Source organism: Cohnella sp. LGH, from assembly GCF_017671885.1.
GTDB lineage: Bacteria > Bacillota > Bacilli > Paenibacillales > Paenibacillaceae > Cohnella > Cohnella phaseoli.
On sequence record NZ_CP072117.1, the window covers coordinates 7322022 to 7337921 of the forward strand.

General features: G+C 52.8%; 10 protein-coding genes. All 10 read right to left on the bottom strand.

What is annotated here, in order from left to right:
- Positions 1–147 precede the first annotated feature (147 nt).
- Positions 148–1686 carry a response regulator gene (locus J4772_RS30240; RefSeq protein WP_209072741.1) on the bottom strand — a complete coding sequence of 513 codons (1539 nt, stop codon included), beginning with the start codon at positions 1684–1686 and terminating at the stop codon, positions 148–150.
- Positions 1661–3562 (bottom strand): sensor histidine kinase, encoded by a 1902-nt coding sequence (locus J4772_RS30245; protein ID WP_209072742.1) that lies wholly within the window; start codon positions 3560–3562, stop codon positions 1661–1663. Before J4772_RS30245 ends, J4772_RS30240 begins: the two co-directional genes overlap by 26 nt.
- 114 nt (positions 3563–3676) lie before the next feature.
- Complete coding sequence (locus J4772_RS30250; RefSeq protein ID WP_371822779.1) at positions 3677–5383, bottom strand: type 2 periplasmic-binding domain-containing protein; 1707 nt, start codon at positions 5381–5383, stop codon at positions 3677–3679.
- A gap of 68 nt (positions 5384–5451) precedes the next feature.
- The gene (locus J4772_RS30255) at positions 5452–6342 is read right to left on the bottom strand and encodes a carbohydrate ABC transporter permease (RefSeq protein WP_116065118.1); all 891 of its coding nucleotides are present in this window, start codon (positions 6340–6342) and stop codon (positions 5452–5454) included.
- Between the two features lie 18 nt (positions 6343–6360).
- Positions 6361–7293, bottom strand: coding sequence for an ABC transporter permease (locus J4772_RS30260; protein ID WP_247741245.1), 933 nt, complete (start codon positions 7291–7293; stop codon positions 6361–6363).
- A gap of 459 nt (positions 7294–7752) precedes the next feature.
- Entirely contained in the window at positions 7753–9513 is a 1761-nt protein-coding gene (locus tag J4772_RS30265) for a cache domain-containing sensor histidine kinase (RefSeq protein WP_247740893.1), read from the bottom strand.
- A gap of 15 nt (positions 9514–9528) precedes the next feature.
- Positions 9529–11106, bottom strand: coding sequence for a response regulator (locus J4772_RS30270; protein ID WP_209072745.1), 1578 nt, complete (start codon positions 11104–11106; stop codon positions 9529–9531).
- A gap of 68 nt (positions 11107–11174) precedes the next feature.
- Positions 11175–12845, bottom strand: coding sequence for an extracellular solute-binding protein (locus tag J4772_RS30275; protein ID WP_209072746.1), 1671 nt, complete (start codon positions 12843–12845; stop codon positions 11175–11177).
- Positions 12846–12994: 149 nt separating this feature from the next.
- Complete coding sequence (locus J4772_RS30280; RefSeq protein WP_209072747.1) at positions 12995–13939, bottom strand: DoxX family membrane protein; 945 nt, start codon at positions 13937–13939, stop codon at positions 12995–12997.
- Between the two features lie 457 nt (positions 13940–14396).
- Entirely contained in the window at positions 14397–15899 is a 1503-nt protein-coding gene (locus J4772_RS30285; protein ID WP_209072748.1) for an MDR family MFS transporter, read from the bottom strand.
- Between the last annotated feature and the right edge of the window lies 1 nt (position 15900).

A 15900-nucleotide genomic window follows, 5' to 3' on the forward strand; every position in this document is an offset into this window, starting at 1 on the left:
GAACACGCATTCAAAAACCGAGGATCGTTTGCGCTCGACCTCTAGTATTCCCCGCTTGCCACCATTTCGAGTAACAACACAATGCGTGCATAAAAAAGGATACATAAGCCCGCGAAAAGCGGGTTATGTATCCCTTCCAGCTGAAGATTAGACGCGTTGACGGTATTCTAGCGGGGTAACGCCGACGGTTTCCCGGAACACACGGTTAAAATGCTTCGTGTTGTCGAACCCGGCCCGCTCGCCAATGTCCATCACCTTTAACTCCGTAGTTGCCAGCAGCTCCTTCGCTTTCTCAATGCGTATATTTTTCAAATATTGAACAAAGCTGACGCCGACGAAATCTTTAAACGCCTGACTGAAGTATGTATAGTTCAGCGATACATAGTTGGACACCATCGTCATGTTAAGGTCTTTGGCATAATTGGCATGAATATATTCCAGTGCCCGATCCATATCCTTCCGGTCAACGTGGATCGATCTAAGATGACGGATAAAGTCGTTTAAGCCAAACAGCAGGTTTTGCACGCAGTGGATGTAATCCTGAATATGCGCAAAATTGTAAAGGCTGCCGGCCATCTTATACATCTTGATAATTTCGATCGAAGCTTCCCCGTAAGTGCGGAACACCTGATCGAATATCGTTTCGTTCAATAGGCGGCCTACCTCTTCGAAGTAGCCGATGTCCGCGCGGGCTAGCGCATCCGCCGCAAACAGCTCCTGAAGCAGCGCCTTCATCTCTTTGTCGCGATCCGTCCCCATCATGTTGGCCAATCGTTGGATCGAGCCGGCCGGAACCGGGTAATCCCGCTCCCGAAGCGCCAATTGCTCGTATCGGATCAGCGCATCCCCGGATCGGCCCAGCAACAGCCGATATTTCAGGGCTTGCCGCGCTTCGTCGTATTTAATTCTTAGCTGGCCCAACCCGTCGCCTTTACAGCTGAGCCCCGCAAAGAAAGTTCCGGAGACGCTCGAAGCCGAGGAAAGCTCTTGAATCATCCCGGTCAGCAGTTCCTCTCGCACAGCCAGAACAACAAGCCTCTCCCCCTTGTCTTCCAAGTAAAGATACGGCTCGTCTTTGCCGAAAGCAGTCAAATACTCCATCCCTTTGATCACATTGCGCTGATGTCCCGACGTATCCAGAATGCCCACCAGGTAACCCGACTCAAAATCCTGAAGACCGGCTTCGCTTGCCAGCGCTGCCACTTCCTCCGAGCTTAGCTCGGGCGCCGACCAGATGTGCCTCAGCGAATTGATCTGCATCCCGCTGCGGTATTTGTCGGTCTCTCCTAATCGCCCGCGAAGTTCATCCCGCTCCAGCAGCTCGGAGTTGGCTTTGCCCAGCGCAGCGAACAGATCGTCGCGAACGATTGGCTTCAACAAATATTCTTTGACCTTATGCTTAATCGCTTCTTTGGCATATTGAAAATCGTCGTATCCGCTCAAGATCAGCAGCACCGGCGGGTTTCCCAGCTCCGCCATTCTTCGAATCAGCTCGATCCCATCCATATGCGGCATTCGAATATCGGTCAGCAAAATATCCGCCGGCTCCCGTTCATGCTCCTCCAAGGCTTGCCGACCGTCGGCCGCCAAACTAATCGAATAGGTGCCGGGATACTCCCGTTCTATCATCGCCTTAAGCCCAAGACGGATATTTTTTTCGTCATCCGCGATCAGCAGCTTCCGCATTGGCCGTCAATCCTCCGTTCAAAATCAAGCATGGAATGCGAAGCGTAACGCGTGTGCAGACACCAGGCTCTCCGTCAATCCGCAGCCCGTATTCCCTGCCGAAATGCATCTGAAGCCGACTATGCACGTTCGCCAGTCCGATCCCGTTACCCTTGCTTGCGTAATCCTTCGTCTCTCCCTCGGCAGTCCCCCGCTCGATGCGCGAATTCAGCTCCCGTACTCGCTCCGGGGCGATGCCGACACCGTCGTCGACAATCGAGATTAGCATCGCATCGGCCTCCTGCGCCGCATGGATTTGAATGGTCAATTTGGAGTCTCCCAGCCCGTGTTTAATCGCATTCTCGACTACGGGCTGAAGCGACATTTTGAGCAGCTCCAGGTTCAAGTACGACTCGGGAATATCCGTTACCAGAGTAATCCGATCGTCGAAGCGAATATTCGCGATACTTACGTAATTGCCGATATGAGTAAGTTCATCTCTGAGACGGACATATTCGCTGGTCCAGCGCATATTGTAGCGCATCATCCCGCCCAAAGAAGTGAGCGCATTGGAAATCTCTCTCTGATCGTTGATTTCCGCCATCATCTTGATGTTTTCCAGCGTATTGTACAGAAAATGCGAGTCGATCTGATTCTTCAGCGTAGCCAGCTCCGCTTCTTTGGCGGCGGCCTGCTTGTTGACCGCGTCGGCGATCAGCTCGTTGATTTTGCGCAGCATTTTGCGAAAATGGTGGGCCAGGTCGCCAACCTCGCCTCCGCCCCGGATATCCAGATCGATGCCGAAATCGCCTTGGCGCACCCTCTTCATAGAGTCGGTTAGCACATGCAGCTTTTTAAGAATAATGGAGTTTAAATAGTAAGTAGAAATAGCCAGAATGGCGAGCAACACGACATTGGCCCAAATAATCCGGTTGCGGGCGTCGTTAATGCCATCATATACGGGTTTAAGCGATGCCACCTTCAGCATATAGGCTTCTAGGGGCTGAATATAAGAATAGACGCCCAAATACGGCACTCCGCGCACAGTAAACTTAAAACTGCCTTTCTCCTTCCCGCTCGACTTTAGCAACTCGAACTGCTTTCTCAAGGCTTCATCCTCTAACCCGTTCCGTTCCAAAAACGGATTCGCCGGATTGCGAATAATGTCCCAATTCCGATCGACCATAATCATCTGGGATTGTTCGTCCTGAAGCGGGCTGAATGTATTCGGAAAAGCGTTCGTAAGCAGCATATCGATCTGCAGTATGCCGACATGCGTGCCTTGCGGATACTGAATCTCCCGATAGAGCGACAATTTCGGGTTAAAATCCTCCTCCAGACCAGGCCGACTGCGAATTAACTCCCGGGTGGAGCGGCTGAACATCCACACATTCTGCTCGTTAGCTTCCATCACCATCTTGTACCATGCATCTTCGCGAATTCGACTTTCGTGATACAGAACGGGCAGCATTTCGTTTGTCGCCGGGTTGCTTGCATAAATGCGAATTCGTTCGATGCTTGGGTTGTTATACTGAATCCATACAATATTTTGCAGACTCGTCCAGTTCAGCTCGATCATCAGGTCCCACACGCTAAACAAATTAGGGTCCATCAAGTACTCTTTGACCTTCCGATCGACCAAAGCCCGCTCCGCTGCTCGCTTCATCGTCTCCATATTATTTTTTAGGTTGATCTGCTCGATCTCCAGCGAATATTCGTGATTTTTCTTAAGCTCCTCTACCGCATTTCCCGTCTGCCCTTTGAAAATGTACATCGATATCAGCAAGCTCGGCAGCAGCATAATCAAAATGTATGCAACAAGAAGCCTCTTCTGCAAAGTAAGCTGTTCCAGACGGAACGTAATTCTTTCCCATTTTCGCTTCCAGTAGCGCAGCATCCTCGTCACATCACTTTCACGGCATCGTGCACTTATTCTATCACGAGCGGCCGTTTTTGCATCCGGAAATGTCCGAAAAACCCAGCATGACTGGGTTTTTCGGAGCCGCTATTGCTATTTCAGAAATTCTGCAAGCTTCTTCACGTTTTCCTCGTACTTCGTCTGACGATAAGCCATCAGGTCGGCGAAACCGGATTTGTCGCGCTTGGCGATAAAGTCGTTAAACGTCTGGTCGAAGTCCGCTTCCGATTTGGCCAGCAGCAGCTTCGGCAGCGCCTTGCCCCATTCCGTGGCAATTTTCTTGGCGTTGATGCCTTCCTTGGATGTGGCAGGAGGGTTGATCAAGTCGTACTGGGAATAGCTTTCCGTCTTGCCCTTCGTCCAATCTTCCAGTTGCTTAAACGGCTCGACCGCAGGCGGCTGCCATTGCAGTTGCATATTCGTGTCCATCAGCATCCAGAACGTGTGCGAAGCGCCGTATTGCTTATCGAATGCGGAACGGTCCGTGTTCATCAGGTTCAGCGCTTCCGGCTTGAACTGGTCTTTGCCGTCGATCGTGTCGTAGGATACGCCTTTCTCGCCGAGATACATATCCTTCTGGCCTTCCTCGCTGATCAGATAGCTCAGGAACTTGATGGCGCGCTCCTTGTCCTTAACGTTCTTGGAAATCAGCGTTACCGTCCAGCCGGAGATTGCAGGTCCGGCAAGCGTCGGCGCATCCAGATTCGTATTCGCCGGGCCGTCAACCGCGATGTAGACGGAGTTCGGGTCGTTGGCGTACAGTACGTTCTGCTGCGCGGCAAAGTCAGTGCGTTGGTACAACATTGCGAAGTAGCGTCCTTGTGCGATTTTCTCTTCCATCTGTGCGCGCTTGTCGACGAATACGTCTTTGGAGATCAGACCCTCTTGGTTTGCTTGACGGAACGTCTTCAACCAGCGAACGAATTCCGGATCGGTCAGACGGTCGTACAGCTTGCCTTCTTTTTCCCTTGGCAGCGCCAGGTAGTGAGACAAGTAGGACGAATCTTGACCAACGTCGAAGAACGAGTAGTTGCCGTCCTCGCCGAACTCGTGGAAGCCGATCGGAATAAGCGGTTGGCCGTTCACTTCCGGGAATTTCTCCTTGGCCAGCTTCAAAGCGTTAATGAAGCCTTCCGGCGTCCGCATGTCCGGGCTGCCAATTGCTTCGTACATATCTTTGCGAACGACGAACGTTTGGTTCGACGTAAACTGCGTGCCGAAATTTTTGAAATCCGCCGGAGACGAAGACGCATTCGGATACACATACGTTTTGCCGTCCGGCTGTGCGTACCAGCTCAGCTTCGCGCCGTCGGCGACTTTGAAGAAGTACGGATCGTATTGATCGGCGAGATCGGTGAGCGATTCGACAAGGCCGCCCTCGACCATCTTCTTAACGCCTTCCTCCCACCAGCCGAGCGTAATGAAATCAGGCAGTTGGTTTGCCGCGATCATGGCATTCAGTTTCTCGTTCTCATTGCCGGCCGGGACGACCAGATTCAGACTGACGCCCGTTTTCTTCGTAATGTACTGCGACGTTGGATCAACGCCCCATTTGTTCGGAAACCAGGCGAAGTTCAAATACCAGTCGAAAGTAATCGGCGACGTGTCGGACTTCCAGCCTGCCTCGTCCGCAGCCGGCTGCTCCGCACTGGCGCTCGGGCTTTCCGCGCTTGAAGCGGAGGGTTGGCTGGCAGACGCGCTCGGACTGCTGCTCGCCTCCGGCTTGTTGTTGCCGCCCGAACAAGCGACGAGCGTACTCATAAGCGCTGCGACCATCGTTAAACTTAGCCACTTTTTCATCGTCATACCCCTTTGTTCGATAATGTATGAGATTCCCTCACGGGAAAGTAAAACCTTTAATAGGAAGTTCACCCCTTCAAAGAACCGATCATCAATCCCTTGACGAAGTAGCGCTGAAGGAACGGGTACGCGACGATGATCGGAACGGTCGTAATAACCATGGTTGCCAGCTTGATCGACTGCGAGGTGACGGTTCGGTTGATTGCGCCTCCGGTCGCTCCGACAATCTGGTTGGAACTGGACTGCGCGATAACCCGGTACAGGAAAGTCTGAATCGGCTGCAAATATTCGCTGTTTGTATAGAGAACCCCGACAAAGTAGTCATTCCATTGCCAGACGCCGTGAAACAAGGCGATCGTAGCGACGACGGGCAGCGACACCGGAAGCACGATGCGCACGAAGATCGAGAAATCGTTGGCCCCGTCGATCTTGGCCGCCTCCTCCAGCCCGTCCGGAATTTCCCGGAAGAATGTCAGGAAAATAATCAGATCGAAGAAACTGAACATCGCCGGGTAGATGTACATCCCGAACGTATCGAGAAGCCCGAGATCCCGCATCCACAAGTAGTTGGGAATGAGCGGAGCGCTGAAGAACAGCGTGACCGTTCCCATTACCATATAAAGCTTGCGGAACATTAGCTCCTTACGGGAAAGAGCGTAGGCGACCATCGCGGTAAAGAAAACGTGTATTACCGTTCCGATCAGCGTCTTGGATACTGTAATGCCCATGGCGGTCATAATGCCCGCGTTGGAGAAGACGATCTCGTAATTTTCCAGACTGAACTGGCGCGGAATCCAGTAGATCAGACCGCCTGTCATCGCATCCGTGCCGTCGTTAAACGAATTGACGAGCACGTACCAGATCGGATACATCGTCACGAAACAGATGATCAGCATCCCAACAACGTTCAGGCGGTCGAACCACAATTCTCCGCGTGTTCTACGGTCGCTCGTAAACATGATGTCTCACCGCCTTGACTAGAATAGGGAAGATTGATTCATTCTCCTCGAGAAGGAATTTGCAAGAAGCAGCAGGAAGAGAGCAATGAGGCCTTTGACCAACCCTACCGCGGCAGAATACGAGAACCGCCCTTGCTTGATGCCGATTTCATAGACATAGATGTCGATAACGCTGCTCATGCTTTCGTTCACCTGGTTTTTTAGCACGAGAATTTGATCGAAGTTGGAATTCAGAATGCTGCCGACGGACAAAATGAACAGAATCGAAATCGTGCCCTTAATGCTCGGTAGCGTGACGTACCACATTCTTTGGAACCTGCTGGCTCCGTCGATCGTGGCCGCTTCGTACAGCTCCGGCGAGATGCTCGCGATGGCGGCGATATAGATGATAGCCGACCACCCAAACTCCTTCCATATATCCGACGCAATGACGATTCCCCAGAAATATTTAGGCTCGCTCAGATAGAAAACTGGCTCCTTAATCAATCCCAACCCCATCAGCAAGTCGTTGACGACGCCAACATCGGCGAGCCACGAGATCAGGATGCCTCCGAGAATAACCCAAGACAGGAAGTGCGGCAAGTACGTAATCGTCTGCACGATCCGGTTAAATCTCAGGGAGCGAAGCTCGTTCAAAAATAGGGCGAACACGATCGGAATCGGAAAACCGATAATCAGCTTCAGCAAGCTGATTCCGAGCGTATTACGGATCACCTGAAGCATCATGTCGTCCTCGAAGATCGACTTGAAATGCTCCCAGCCGACCCATGGCGCGTTCTTGATGTCTCCGATGCCGATATACTGCTTAAATGCGATCACAATGCCGTACATCGGCGCGTAATGGAACAGGAGCATCCAAGCAACGCCGAGCAGCGCCATGACCTGCAAATACCGCTGGCCGTAAAATTTCCGCAGCAGACTCGTCCTTCTTCTGTTGTCAGGCTTCCGCATGGGGACTTGAACTTCCGCGTTAGCTTCCATAACGGCCACATCTCCTTGTAAGGTCGTTCAAAAAGTCCGGTTTTGATCACGAAGCACCCTTATACTCTCGCTTGTAAACACTTTCTTCCACGAGTATAAACAGTTCCCAGCGAAAGCATAAGGCTTCAAATTTCGTTAAAGGTTGCATTTTTTCAGGTAGGGCGTGTATGCATACTCCGAGGATAGTAGATTTTGCCGAATTTTCTTTCCATGCAAGGAACTTTTGTGAAGGCGTACCGGGGGTACGTCAAGCAAAAGTGACGATGCAGGGGGCGAAAAGGCGGTGAAAGATACCTCTGAGTGGGTTTGCATACACGCCCTAGGGAGAATAAACGCATCGGTGCCGCTAAACGCCAAAAGAGCATGTCCCTTCCGGTATAAGAAGGAGCATGCCCTTTCGTTTGCCGATGGCTATTCGGTTGCCTGGCTCTAGGAAGCGTTCAATCCGCTCGTTCCCTTCGCCTGGATTTTGCGTTTCTTGGCCGGAATGCGCATCAGAACCGTCGTGCCGACGCCTCGCCGACTAAAGATGGAGACGCCGTACTCCGGACCGTATTGCAGCTTAATGCGCTGATCGATATTGCGGATGCCGTAGCCGGTCTCGCTCTCGCTCTCGTTTACGGGATTGAGAATCTCCTCGATCTTCCGCATCGGCATCCCCATTCCGTCGTCGATGATCCGGTAATGGATTTCATCCTCTTCCTTGCGCGCGACGATCCGAATATGGATGCGATCTCCCGACCAGGCGTGCTTAAGCACATTCTCTATGAACGGTTGTAAAATAATCTTGATCGTCTCATAAGACCACACAGCCGCATCGACGTCGAACAGCACCTCCAGACGACCGCCATATTTGACCTTCTGAATGTCCAAATAGGCGTTGGCCTGCTCGATCTCGGAAGAGATCGGAATAAGCGTCCGTCCGGAATTAAGCGTCAGGCGATAAAACTTCCCGAGCTGGACGACCATCTTCTGCAGCTTCTCGTTCTCACCGAATTTGGCCAGGCGATTGATGGAGGATAGCGTATTGTACAGAAAATGCGGATTGATCTGCATTTGCAGCATTTCCAGCTCCGCTTCCTTCTTCTGCAGTTGAGCCAAATACACCTTGTTGATTAGCGCCCCGACATCCTCGCCCATTCCGTTCAAGGCTGTGGCTATCTGCGAAAACTCATCCTTGCCCCGGTACGCGATCCGCTTGTGCAAATCTCCTTCCCGGAACGCGTTAAGCACCGATACGAACTTGGTGATCCGCTTGGAGAAGTACCGGGAAATAAACACGCCGGCGAAGGTGAACAGGAAGAAGCAGAGCACGCAGATCCCAATGATGAACGTGGTGACCTTCTTCGCTTCCTGCGCGATAATCGTCACCGGGACGCGTGCGACAATCGTCCAGCCCTGACGCATTTTCTCCTTAATCTCAATGTAGCGATTGTCCTCCACCTCGACTCCGGCCCCCGCCTCGGACTCGCCAGAGGCGTACATCACCTTGCCCGAAGAGTCTATGACGGTCAGCACGCTGCCTTCCCCGAGCTTCTCGAAGTCGACGCTCTCGAACAGCTCCTTTAAGGGTACGCTAAACCGCATCATCCCGAGTTCTTCCACCTTCAACGGATTCAACGTATCGACGAGCCGTCGAATCAGGGAGATGCCCTCTTCCTCCGCATCCTCCTCCACTTGCATCCACACCATCGTCAAACCGTACTTCTCATCCGGAAAATCGGTATACCAAGCCTTGTCCTTAATACGTTTCATATGATAAATGTTATACGTCTGTTTCGGGTAAACCTCGTGTACCGTTTCATTATGCAGATAAATGTTCAAACGTTGGTTAAAACCGATCGATTTGGCTGCGTTCTCCAGCTTCGGGATAATGATTTGCCGCATCCGGTAATCGTTTTCCTTGCCGCGCTCCTTGCGACGCAAATATTCCACGAGATTGTAATCATCGTACAGGAGGGAGGAGATACGGGTCAGATCGTCGGTCTTATACGCGACATTATCCCTGATCTGCAGAACAGTCCCTTGAATGTTCATCCGGGTCTGCTTGCGCATCGACGAATCGTACATGGAATTGGAGACGTATCCGTTCACCGAGACGAGAATCACGATAAAGATCATATACGAGATCATCAGCTTGTATCCGATCGGAATATAGCCGAGTCTCTTTCTTGGCTTCGAACTGAGCATCGGCGGCGACCTCCATCATTGCTCCCGTTTGCGGTATTCGAGCGGCGTCATACCGAATCTGTCCTTGAACTGCCTGCTGAAATACGGCAGATAACGATAGCCCACCTGGTCGGCCACCTCGTAAATTTTGATGCCCGGCTCCTTGAGCAGCTCGCACGCACGCTCCATTCTTAACTGCACGAGCAGTTCGTTAAAGGTTTGCCCGGACTTCTCCTTGATCAGAAAACCGAAATAACTCGGCGAGAACGGGAAATGCTTCGCGAAATCCTTCAGCGTAATATTCTCGCTCATCCGTTCCTTGATCATCTGAACGACGCTGCGCATGAACCTGCTGTTCGCGGAGTTGTTCTTCTGGTGCAGCTTCTCCGATATTTCGTAAACGCGGTGGATAAGCCAAGTGCGAATGTCGTTCACGGTTTCGAAATGCATCAACACGTCCAAATTATGCAGCTCGATATCGAGCAGCTCGAACAGATTCTCGTTCGCCTGGCTGAGCCGCTGTTCCAGGTTCCAGACGATATAGTTGGACAGATTGAGCACCGTGAACCTGGAGCCCAGGCTCGACAGCGAATGGAACAGATTCTCGAATTCGTCGTAGATGCGAACGAGATTGTACTCCTGCATCGCCTTGAACAGCGCTTCCATACGAGAATCCAGCGTTCGGGCATCCAACATCTCGGGCTCGCGACGAACTTCTTCGTACTTGATAACCGTCCCTTTGCCCAGAAACATCTTGCCCTCCACCGCTTCAACCGCCTGCCGGTACGACGCTTGAAGCTCGGCCAGCGCGTTCACCGGCTCGCCGGCGCCGGTCGTTACGGAAATCGGCAGCCGCCTTCCAATCGATTCATATACCGACCGAATCCTCTTATCGAAACCGTCCTCCTCCAGCACCAGCGCGATTCTGGTCGTGCTCAGCTTGCAGTAGGGGGCGCTCCCCGCTCCCTTGAGCTCGGCATTGACCTGCTCCAGAAAGATTCGCGAAGTTTCCAACAGAGCGTTCGAAGACTCCGCATACTCCCACGCCAGCTTATCCATTTCCATGACGGCCACGCGCGCAGGCCAGACCAGCTTGTCGAGTCCGTATGCGGCCAATTGCTTCGTCCAATCCCCGCCGGCCTCCCCGACATCCCCTTCGAACAGACTTACGAGCAGGTTGCTCTTGGCGATCGGAATCATTCTTTGATAAGACTCCTCGACCTCCCGCTGTTTGCCGGCCTCCTCCAGATCATGCTTTACTTTCTTCAAGGTTGCGACCAACTCGGCGTCCTCCATCGGCTTCAGCACGTAATTGTACGCCTTCAGCGACAAAGCTTGCTGCACGTAGCTGAACTCCTGGTACCCGCTGACAAAAATAACGCGAAGATCCGGCGACGACTCCAGCGCCGATCTGGCTAGTTCCAGCCCCGACATATAGGGCATATTGACATCGCTTACGAGAATATCGATTGGGCGGCTCTCGATGATTTCTTTGGCGGACAAGGCATTGTTGGCGGCTCCGGCCACCTCCATCCCGAGCTCCTCCCAAGGGATAAATCTCTGCATTCCTTCGAGGTCCAGTTCCTCATCATCCACCAGCAGAACTTGATACATAAGCGCGCTCCCTTCATCGTTCGTCATCCCTTACATTCCGATAGGGATGACCTTGCCGGCTTCATCGCTTACTCTCCTTCAAGCTTGCGCAAATTCTCATGCCATTTGTCCGTAATATATAGAAGATAAGTTTGAAATCCGTTCTCCATCGACTGTTCATGCGCATTATCGAGAATTTTTTCCACCTCTGAGTCCGATAAGGCAAACACGGAATCAGCCCGGGCCTTCAGCCAAATTTCCCTGACTTTCCGATGAATGTCCCCCTCTTTCGTATCGGGCATCGGATGGAGGTTGATAAACGGGGTGGCGTCTCCTTGGGAATTCCATGTAATCTTCTTCTGCCAATACGTGGCCCAATTCTGCTTTTCCTCCGGGAGCGCCTCTTCAAATTTGATCTTCGTCTGGTCAAGAAATTTCGTATTGCCGACCCAGATCATATCTCCGGATACGGATTGAATTTTGGCGAGCCCTTCCGGGTCTTCGCTGTATTTGGTCGTAAAGTTGGGCGTTTCGCCGTCCTCCTTAAATCCGTCCCAATATCCGTCCGGCCCCGGAGGTCCCCACAATTGCACGGATGACCCTTCCGGGCCCGTCATCCAGTCCAGCATCGCGAAGATAGCCTCGGGATTCGCCGCGCTTGTCGTAATCGCGGACACGTTCCAGCCGAGCACATTGTACGTTCCCGGATAAATCTTGCTTTTGTCCAGCCCGCTCCGGTAGATCGGTTCGATAAAAAAATAACCGTTATCGGGATCGTTGGCGGAAAGCTCCGTATGAGCCGGCATCGCCAGCTTCACCGGATCGGCGCCGGCATACACCGCCACGCGACCATTCATCAGCTTCTCGGCAACCTGATCCTCCGTCTGGGTGAACGCGTTCTGCGTCATCAGTCCCTCCCTCATCAGCCTGGCGGCATACTTGACGGACTCGCGAAAACCTTTGTCCTTGTAGATCGAAGTCATTTGGTCGCTGTCCACGTCTACAACCGCATAATAGCGGGTGAAGCTGAAATTATCCTCCTTAAAAGCTGAGAACAATTGGTCGATGCCGTGCCCCTCCTGGGCCAGCCCCGATTCGAACGGCACGACGTCCGGGTACCTCTCCTTCACCCGCTGCAAGTACAAATACAGATCGTCCGTCGTTTCCAACTGCGGCGAGCCTAGCTCCATATAAATTTTCTTATTGACCACATACCCCGCATTGCCATACGCTCGATCCGAATAGTAGTTGGGAAAATAGTAGATTTTGCCGTCTGGCGAGCGCAGCAGGTTCAACACTTTCGAGCCCGCCCACGTCCGCAGATTCGGATATTTCTCGATGTAATCGTCCAACGGCACGAGCAAGCCGGCCTGACGAAGCCGATCCAGATCGACGTCTCGCTGACCCCAGATCAAATCCGGAAGCTTCCTGCCTGCGATCATCTTCTGCAGCTTCGATGGGCTGTTCCCTTCCACGCTGATCGGCTGGATATGGATTTTCTTGTTCTCCATAATCCATTTCGAGGAAGGATCTCCCCCCCACTTCGGCATATTGTAGTAGCTGTAATGGGCGTAGAAGGATACGTTAAGCGGCTCCTTCCCGAGCTCGTACACGTCGTTTCGGTTCCACTCGACCGACGGCGGTTCCACTAGCTCCGAGGGCTCGGATGAATTCGGCGGCTCGGATACGAGCTGCGTATCGCAAGCCGCCAACGAAAGAGTAAGCAGCAACACCCCGGTCTTCCGAACAAACTTCCACATACCGTTTCCCCCTTAAATAGCGGCATATGTATGGGGAAGGATTTTCCCCCTGAGATTACCTGCTATTCTATAGCATAACAGAAATAGAGGTGCTCTCGAGGGGGTAAATTCCATCCTCGAGGGCACCTCTTCTCTACTTTAAAGCCGATTTAAGCGAATCTGTAATATAGCAGCACGAACGTTGCCAGCACGAGCAAAAAATTGAGCGCCACGAACACGATTCTTTCGAGCTTGGTCTTATGCATTTCTACAGGAGGCTTATAGAAGCTGACCCCCTCGATAATAAACAGCAACAGTACGATGTGAATCATAAAATGGCCGACGATTTCAACGTAGCCGAACAGCATCGTCGTCATAATGAAGATCAGCGTCAGCACGATCGACAGCAGCCGGTTCAAAATACCGACGACAAGCAAGTAGCCGACGACAAATTCGATGAATGCGGCCAATACGACGAACACCGCCGGGTCGAAACCAAAAGTCGGCACATGGTGGTTCTCGATAATGTCTAGACTCATCGTCGGATAAATCCATTTCTCGACCGCCACCCAGCACAAGGACAGCCCCGTACCCAAATAAAGCAGCGGAAAAGACCACTTCTGCAGCGGCGTGCGGTAGAACCCAATCGCGGCCGCGATCGCCAAGTAAAAACCGTAATCGAGCATATGGAACAAGCCGTACTCGGCCACGTAGTAGATGTACAATCCGATCAGGATAGCGGAAGCAAGCTTACTTGGCAGATGATGCGGAATCAGCAGAAGCGCAATTGTCGCCCAGGCCGCCACCTTCACCGCCCCTTCCGGAGAAGCGAATTCGGGAGCGAACAAGCCTCCCTCCAGAAGCGTCCACAGCAGAGCTGCCGCCGTGCCGTACTGTAATATAGAAAAGGACCACGGCCTCAGCTTCTCGGCCCCTTGATCCAGCTTGCCAAGTGCGGAAACTTTCATAATCGAAGGCAGCAGCTGCGTCAGCGCGGCCAGCAGCAGAGCCACCGCCAGCGCCGTCCCCGCAAATACGGGAGACAGGACATTGTCCAACGTTTCCTTAACCGGAGCGATGTCTGTAAACCATTTCACGTGCGCATAATTAATCATCGATCGCATTCTCCTAACGGGATCGCCCCAAAGCTGCTCGCCAACAAATTTGACATTTGTTAACCATTATAATATAATACATATTTGTAGAAGTTGTAACCCTCTGATTTTCTGCGTAATGGGAATTTTCCTCCGTTTACCCACACACACACATTCCTTTATTTCATCTTTAAGTTAAGACGGCTGCTGGAAGGAAGCACGGATTCTCACTGGCGCGGTCAAGGAACCGCAAGAACGGTAGAGAGGTAGGGCTATCGTTGTTTTCGTGAATGTGAATCAGAATGTCGCGCGGTTGCGCTTCAATATTAAAGACGGCGAATTCGCCGTCTTTGTCCATTTTCAGGGTGGAAAACCTGAGCATAATAAAGAGGCTGCCCTCCAAGCGCTGCGAGTTGTCGCAGGAGCGAACGCTCCTATGGCAATCGGCATGGGGGCAGCCTTGTTCAGTTGTAGCGTATTAGTGTCCGACGATAATCGGAACTTCCACGTTGTCCGCGGAATGGCCTTCCTGCTTTTTCGGCTTACGAAGCAGCAAACCTAGAGCAGCGCCCGACACGGCTACAAAAATAAGAATAAAGAATGTGTGCCCGAAGGCGTCGGCGAAGATCGGCAGATCCGGAGCCGGCTTCTGCTGCGCCACCATCAAGTCTTGCATTCTCGTCGTCGAGATTGTCGTGAGCACGGCAACCGCGAACGACATCATCACCTGCTGCGCCGCATTCGTCAAGGACGTTACGCGGCCGACAAGATTCAGCGGAGCGGATTGAATCAGATGCGTATTAAGCGGCATCATGAACATCCCCATCCCCGCGCCGAGCAAGCCCAGCGGCAGCATGATGGCCAGCTTGCCGTCATCGGCCGAGATGTTGGACAGCAGGAAAGCTGCGAACGTCGTGAGCGTCATGCCGATAATAACGAGCGGGCGAGCGCCGAAACGGTCGAACAGCTTACCGCCGATCGGCATGAACAATCCGGAAGCGAGCGCCTGCGGCAGCATCATCAGACCGGATTCCATCGGCGAGTATCCTTTGGCCTGCTGCAGGAACAGCGGCACGAGGAACAGCGTTCCGAACAACGCAATCTGCGACACCCATTGCACGATAATGCCTTTCGTAAAGCTGCCGGAGCGGAAAACGCGAAGCTCCAGCAACGGATTCTGCTTGCGCAGCTCGGCGATGACGAACAGGATAAGCGCGACCACGCCGACGCCGATTCCGATCATGGTCGGCAGCTCTGTCCATGTAGACTGCCCTGTCGCCGGATCGATGCCTCCCTCGGATACGCCGTAGACGAGCGCAGCGAAAGCGAGCGGCCCGAGAATCATGCCGAGCCTGTCAAGCGAAGCCACCGACTGACCCGCGATATTCGGCAGCGTGCGGATGCCGAGAATTATTCCGATCACGCCGATCGGCAAGTTGATCAAGAAAATCCAATCCCAGCTATAGTATTCCACGAACCAGCCGGCCAGTACGGGGCCGAGAGCGGGAGCGAGCAGAATCGGAACGCCCATCATGCCCATTACCGCTCCGACCTTGCTTGGAGGAGCGAGACGGTACACGAACGCCATCGAGATCGGCACGACTACGCCGCCGCCGATTCCCTGAACAATCCGAAACGCAATCAACAGCTCCACGCTTGTCGCCAACGCGCACAGCAACGAGCCGATCGTGAACAGCCCGATCGAGATGAGGAACACCCGCTTCGCACCGAAGCGGTCAGACAACCAGCCTGCCAACGGAATGACCGCCGCCTGCGCAAGCGCGTAACCGATGACCGTCCACTGCACTAGCGTAAGGTTGGGCAAGTTAAACTCCGCTTGAAGCTTAGGCAGCGCGACGTTAACGGCCGTTCCGTCCAAAATAACCATGAAAATTCCGATGATGATCGCAACCAACGGTCCAAGAATACTGCGCATCGATATCGCGTTATCCTCTGATACCTGCGCTTTTGGGGCTGACATA

Coding starts and splice junctions, on each gene's coding strand:
- J4772_RS30270 (WP_209072745.1), bottom strand. CDS start 11,106: ATGTATCAAGTTCTGCTGGTGGATGATGAGGAACTGGACCTCGAAGGA.
- J4772_RS30250 (WP_371822779.1), bottom strand. CDS start 5,383: ATGAAAAAGTGGCTAAGTTTAACGATGGTCGCAGCGCTTATGAGTACG.
- J4772_RS30265 (WP_247740893.1), bottom strand. CDS start 9,513: ATGCTCAGTTCGAAGCCAAGAAAGAGACTCGGCTATATTCCGATCGGA.
- J4772_RS30240 (WP_209072741.1), bottom strand. CDS start 1,686: ATGCGGAAGCTGCTGATCGCGGATGACGAAAAAAATATCCGTCTTGGG.
- J4772_RS30280 (WP_209072747.1), bottom strand. CDS start 13,939: ATGATTAATTATGCGCACGTGAAATGGTTTACAGACATCGCTCCGGTT.
- J4772_RS30275 (WP_209072746.1), bottom strand. CDS start 12,845: ATGTGGAAGTTTGTTCGGAAGACCGGGGTGTTGCTGCTTACTCTTTCG.
- J4772_RS30285 (WP_209072748.1), bottom strand. CDS start 15,899: ATGTCAGCCCCAAAAGCGCAGGTATCAGAGGATAACGCGATATCGATG.
- J4772_RS30260 (WP_247741245.1), bottom strand. CDS start 7,293: ATGCGGAAGCCTGACAACAGAAGAAGGACGAGTCTGCTGCGGAAATTT.
- J4772_RS30255 (WP_116065118.1), bottom strand. CDS start 6,342: ATGTTTACGAGCGACCGTAGAACACGCGGAGAATTGTGGTTCGACCGC.
- J4772_RS30245 (WP_209072742.1), bottom strand. CDS start 3,562: ATGCTGCGCTACTGGAAGCGAAAATGGGAAAGAATTACGTTCCGTCTG.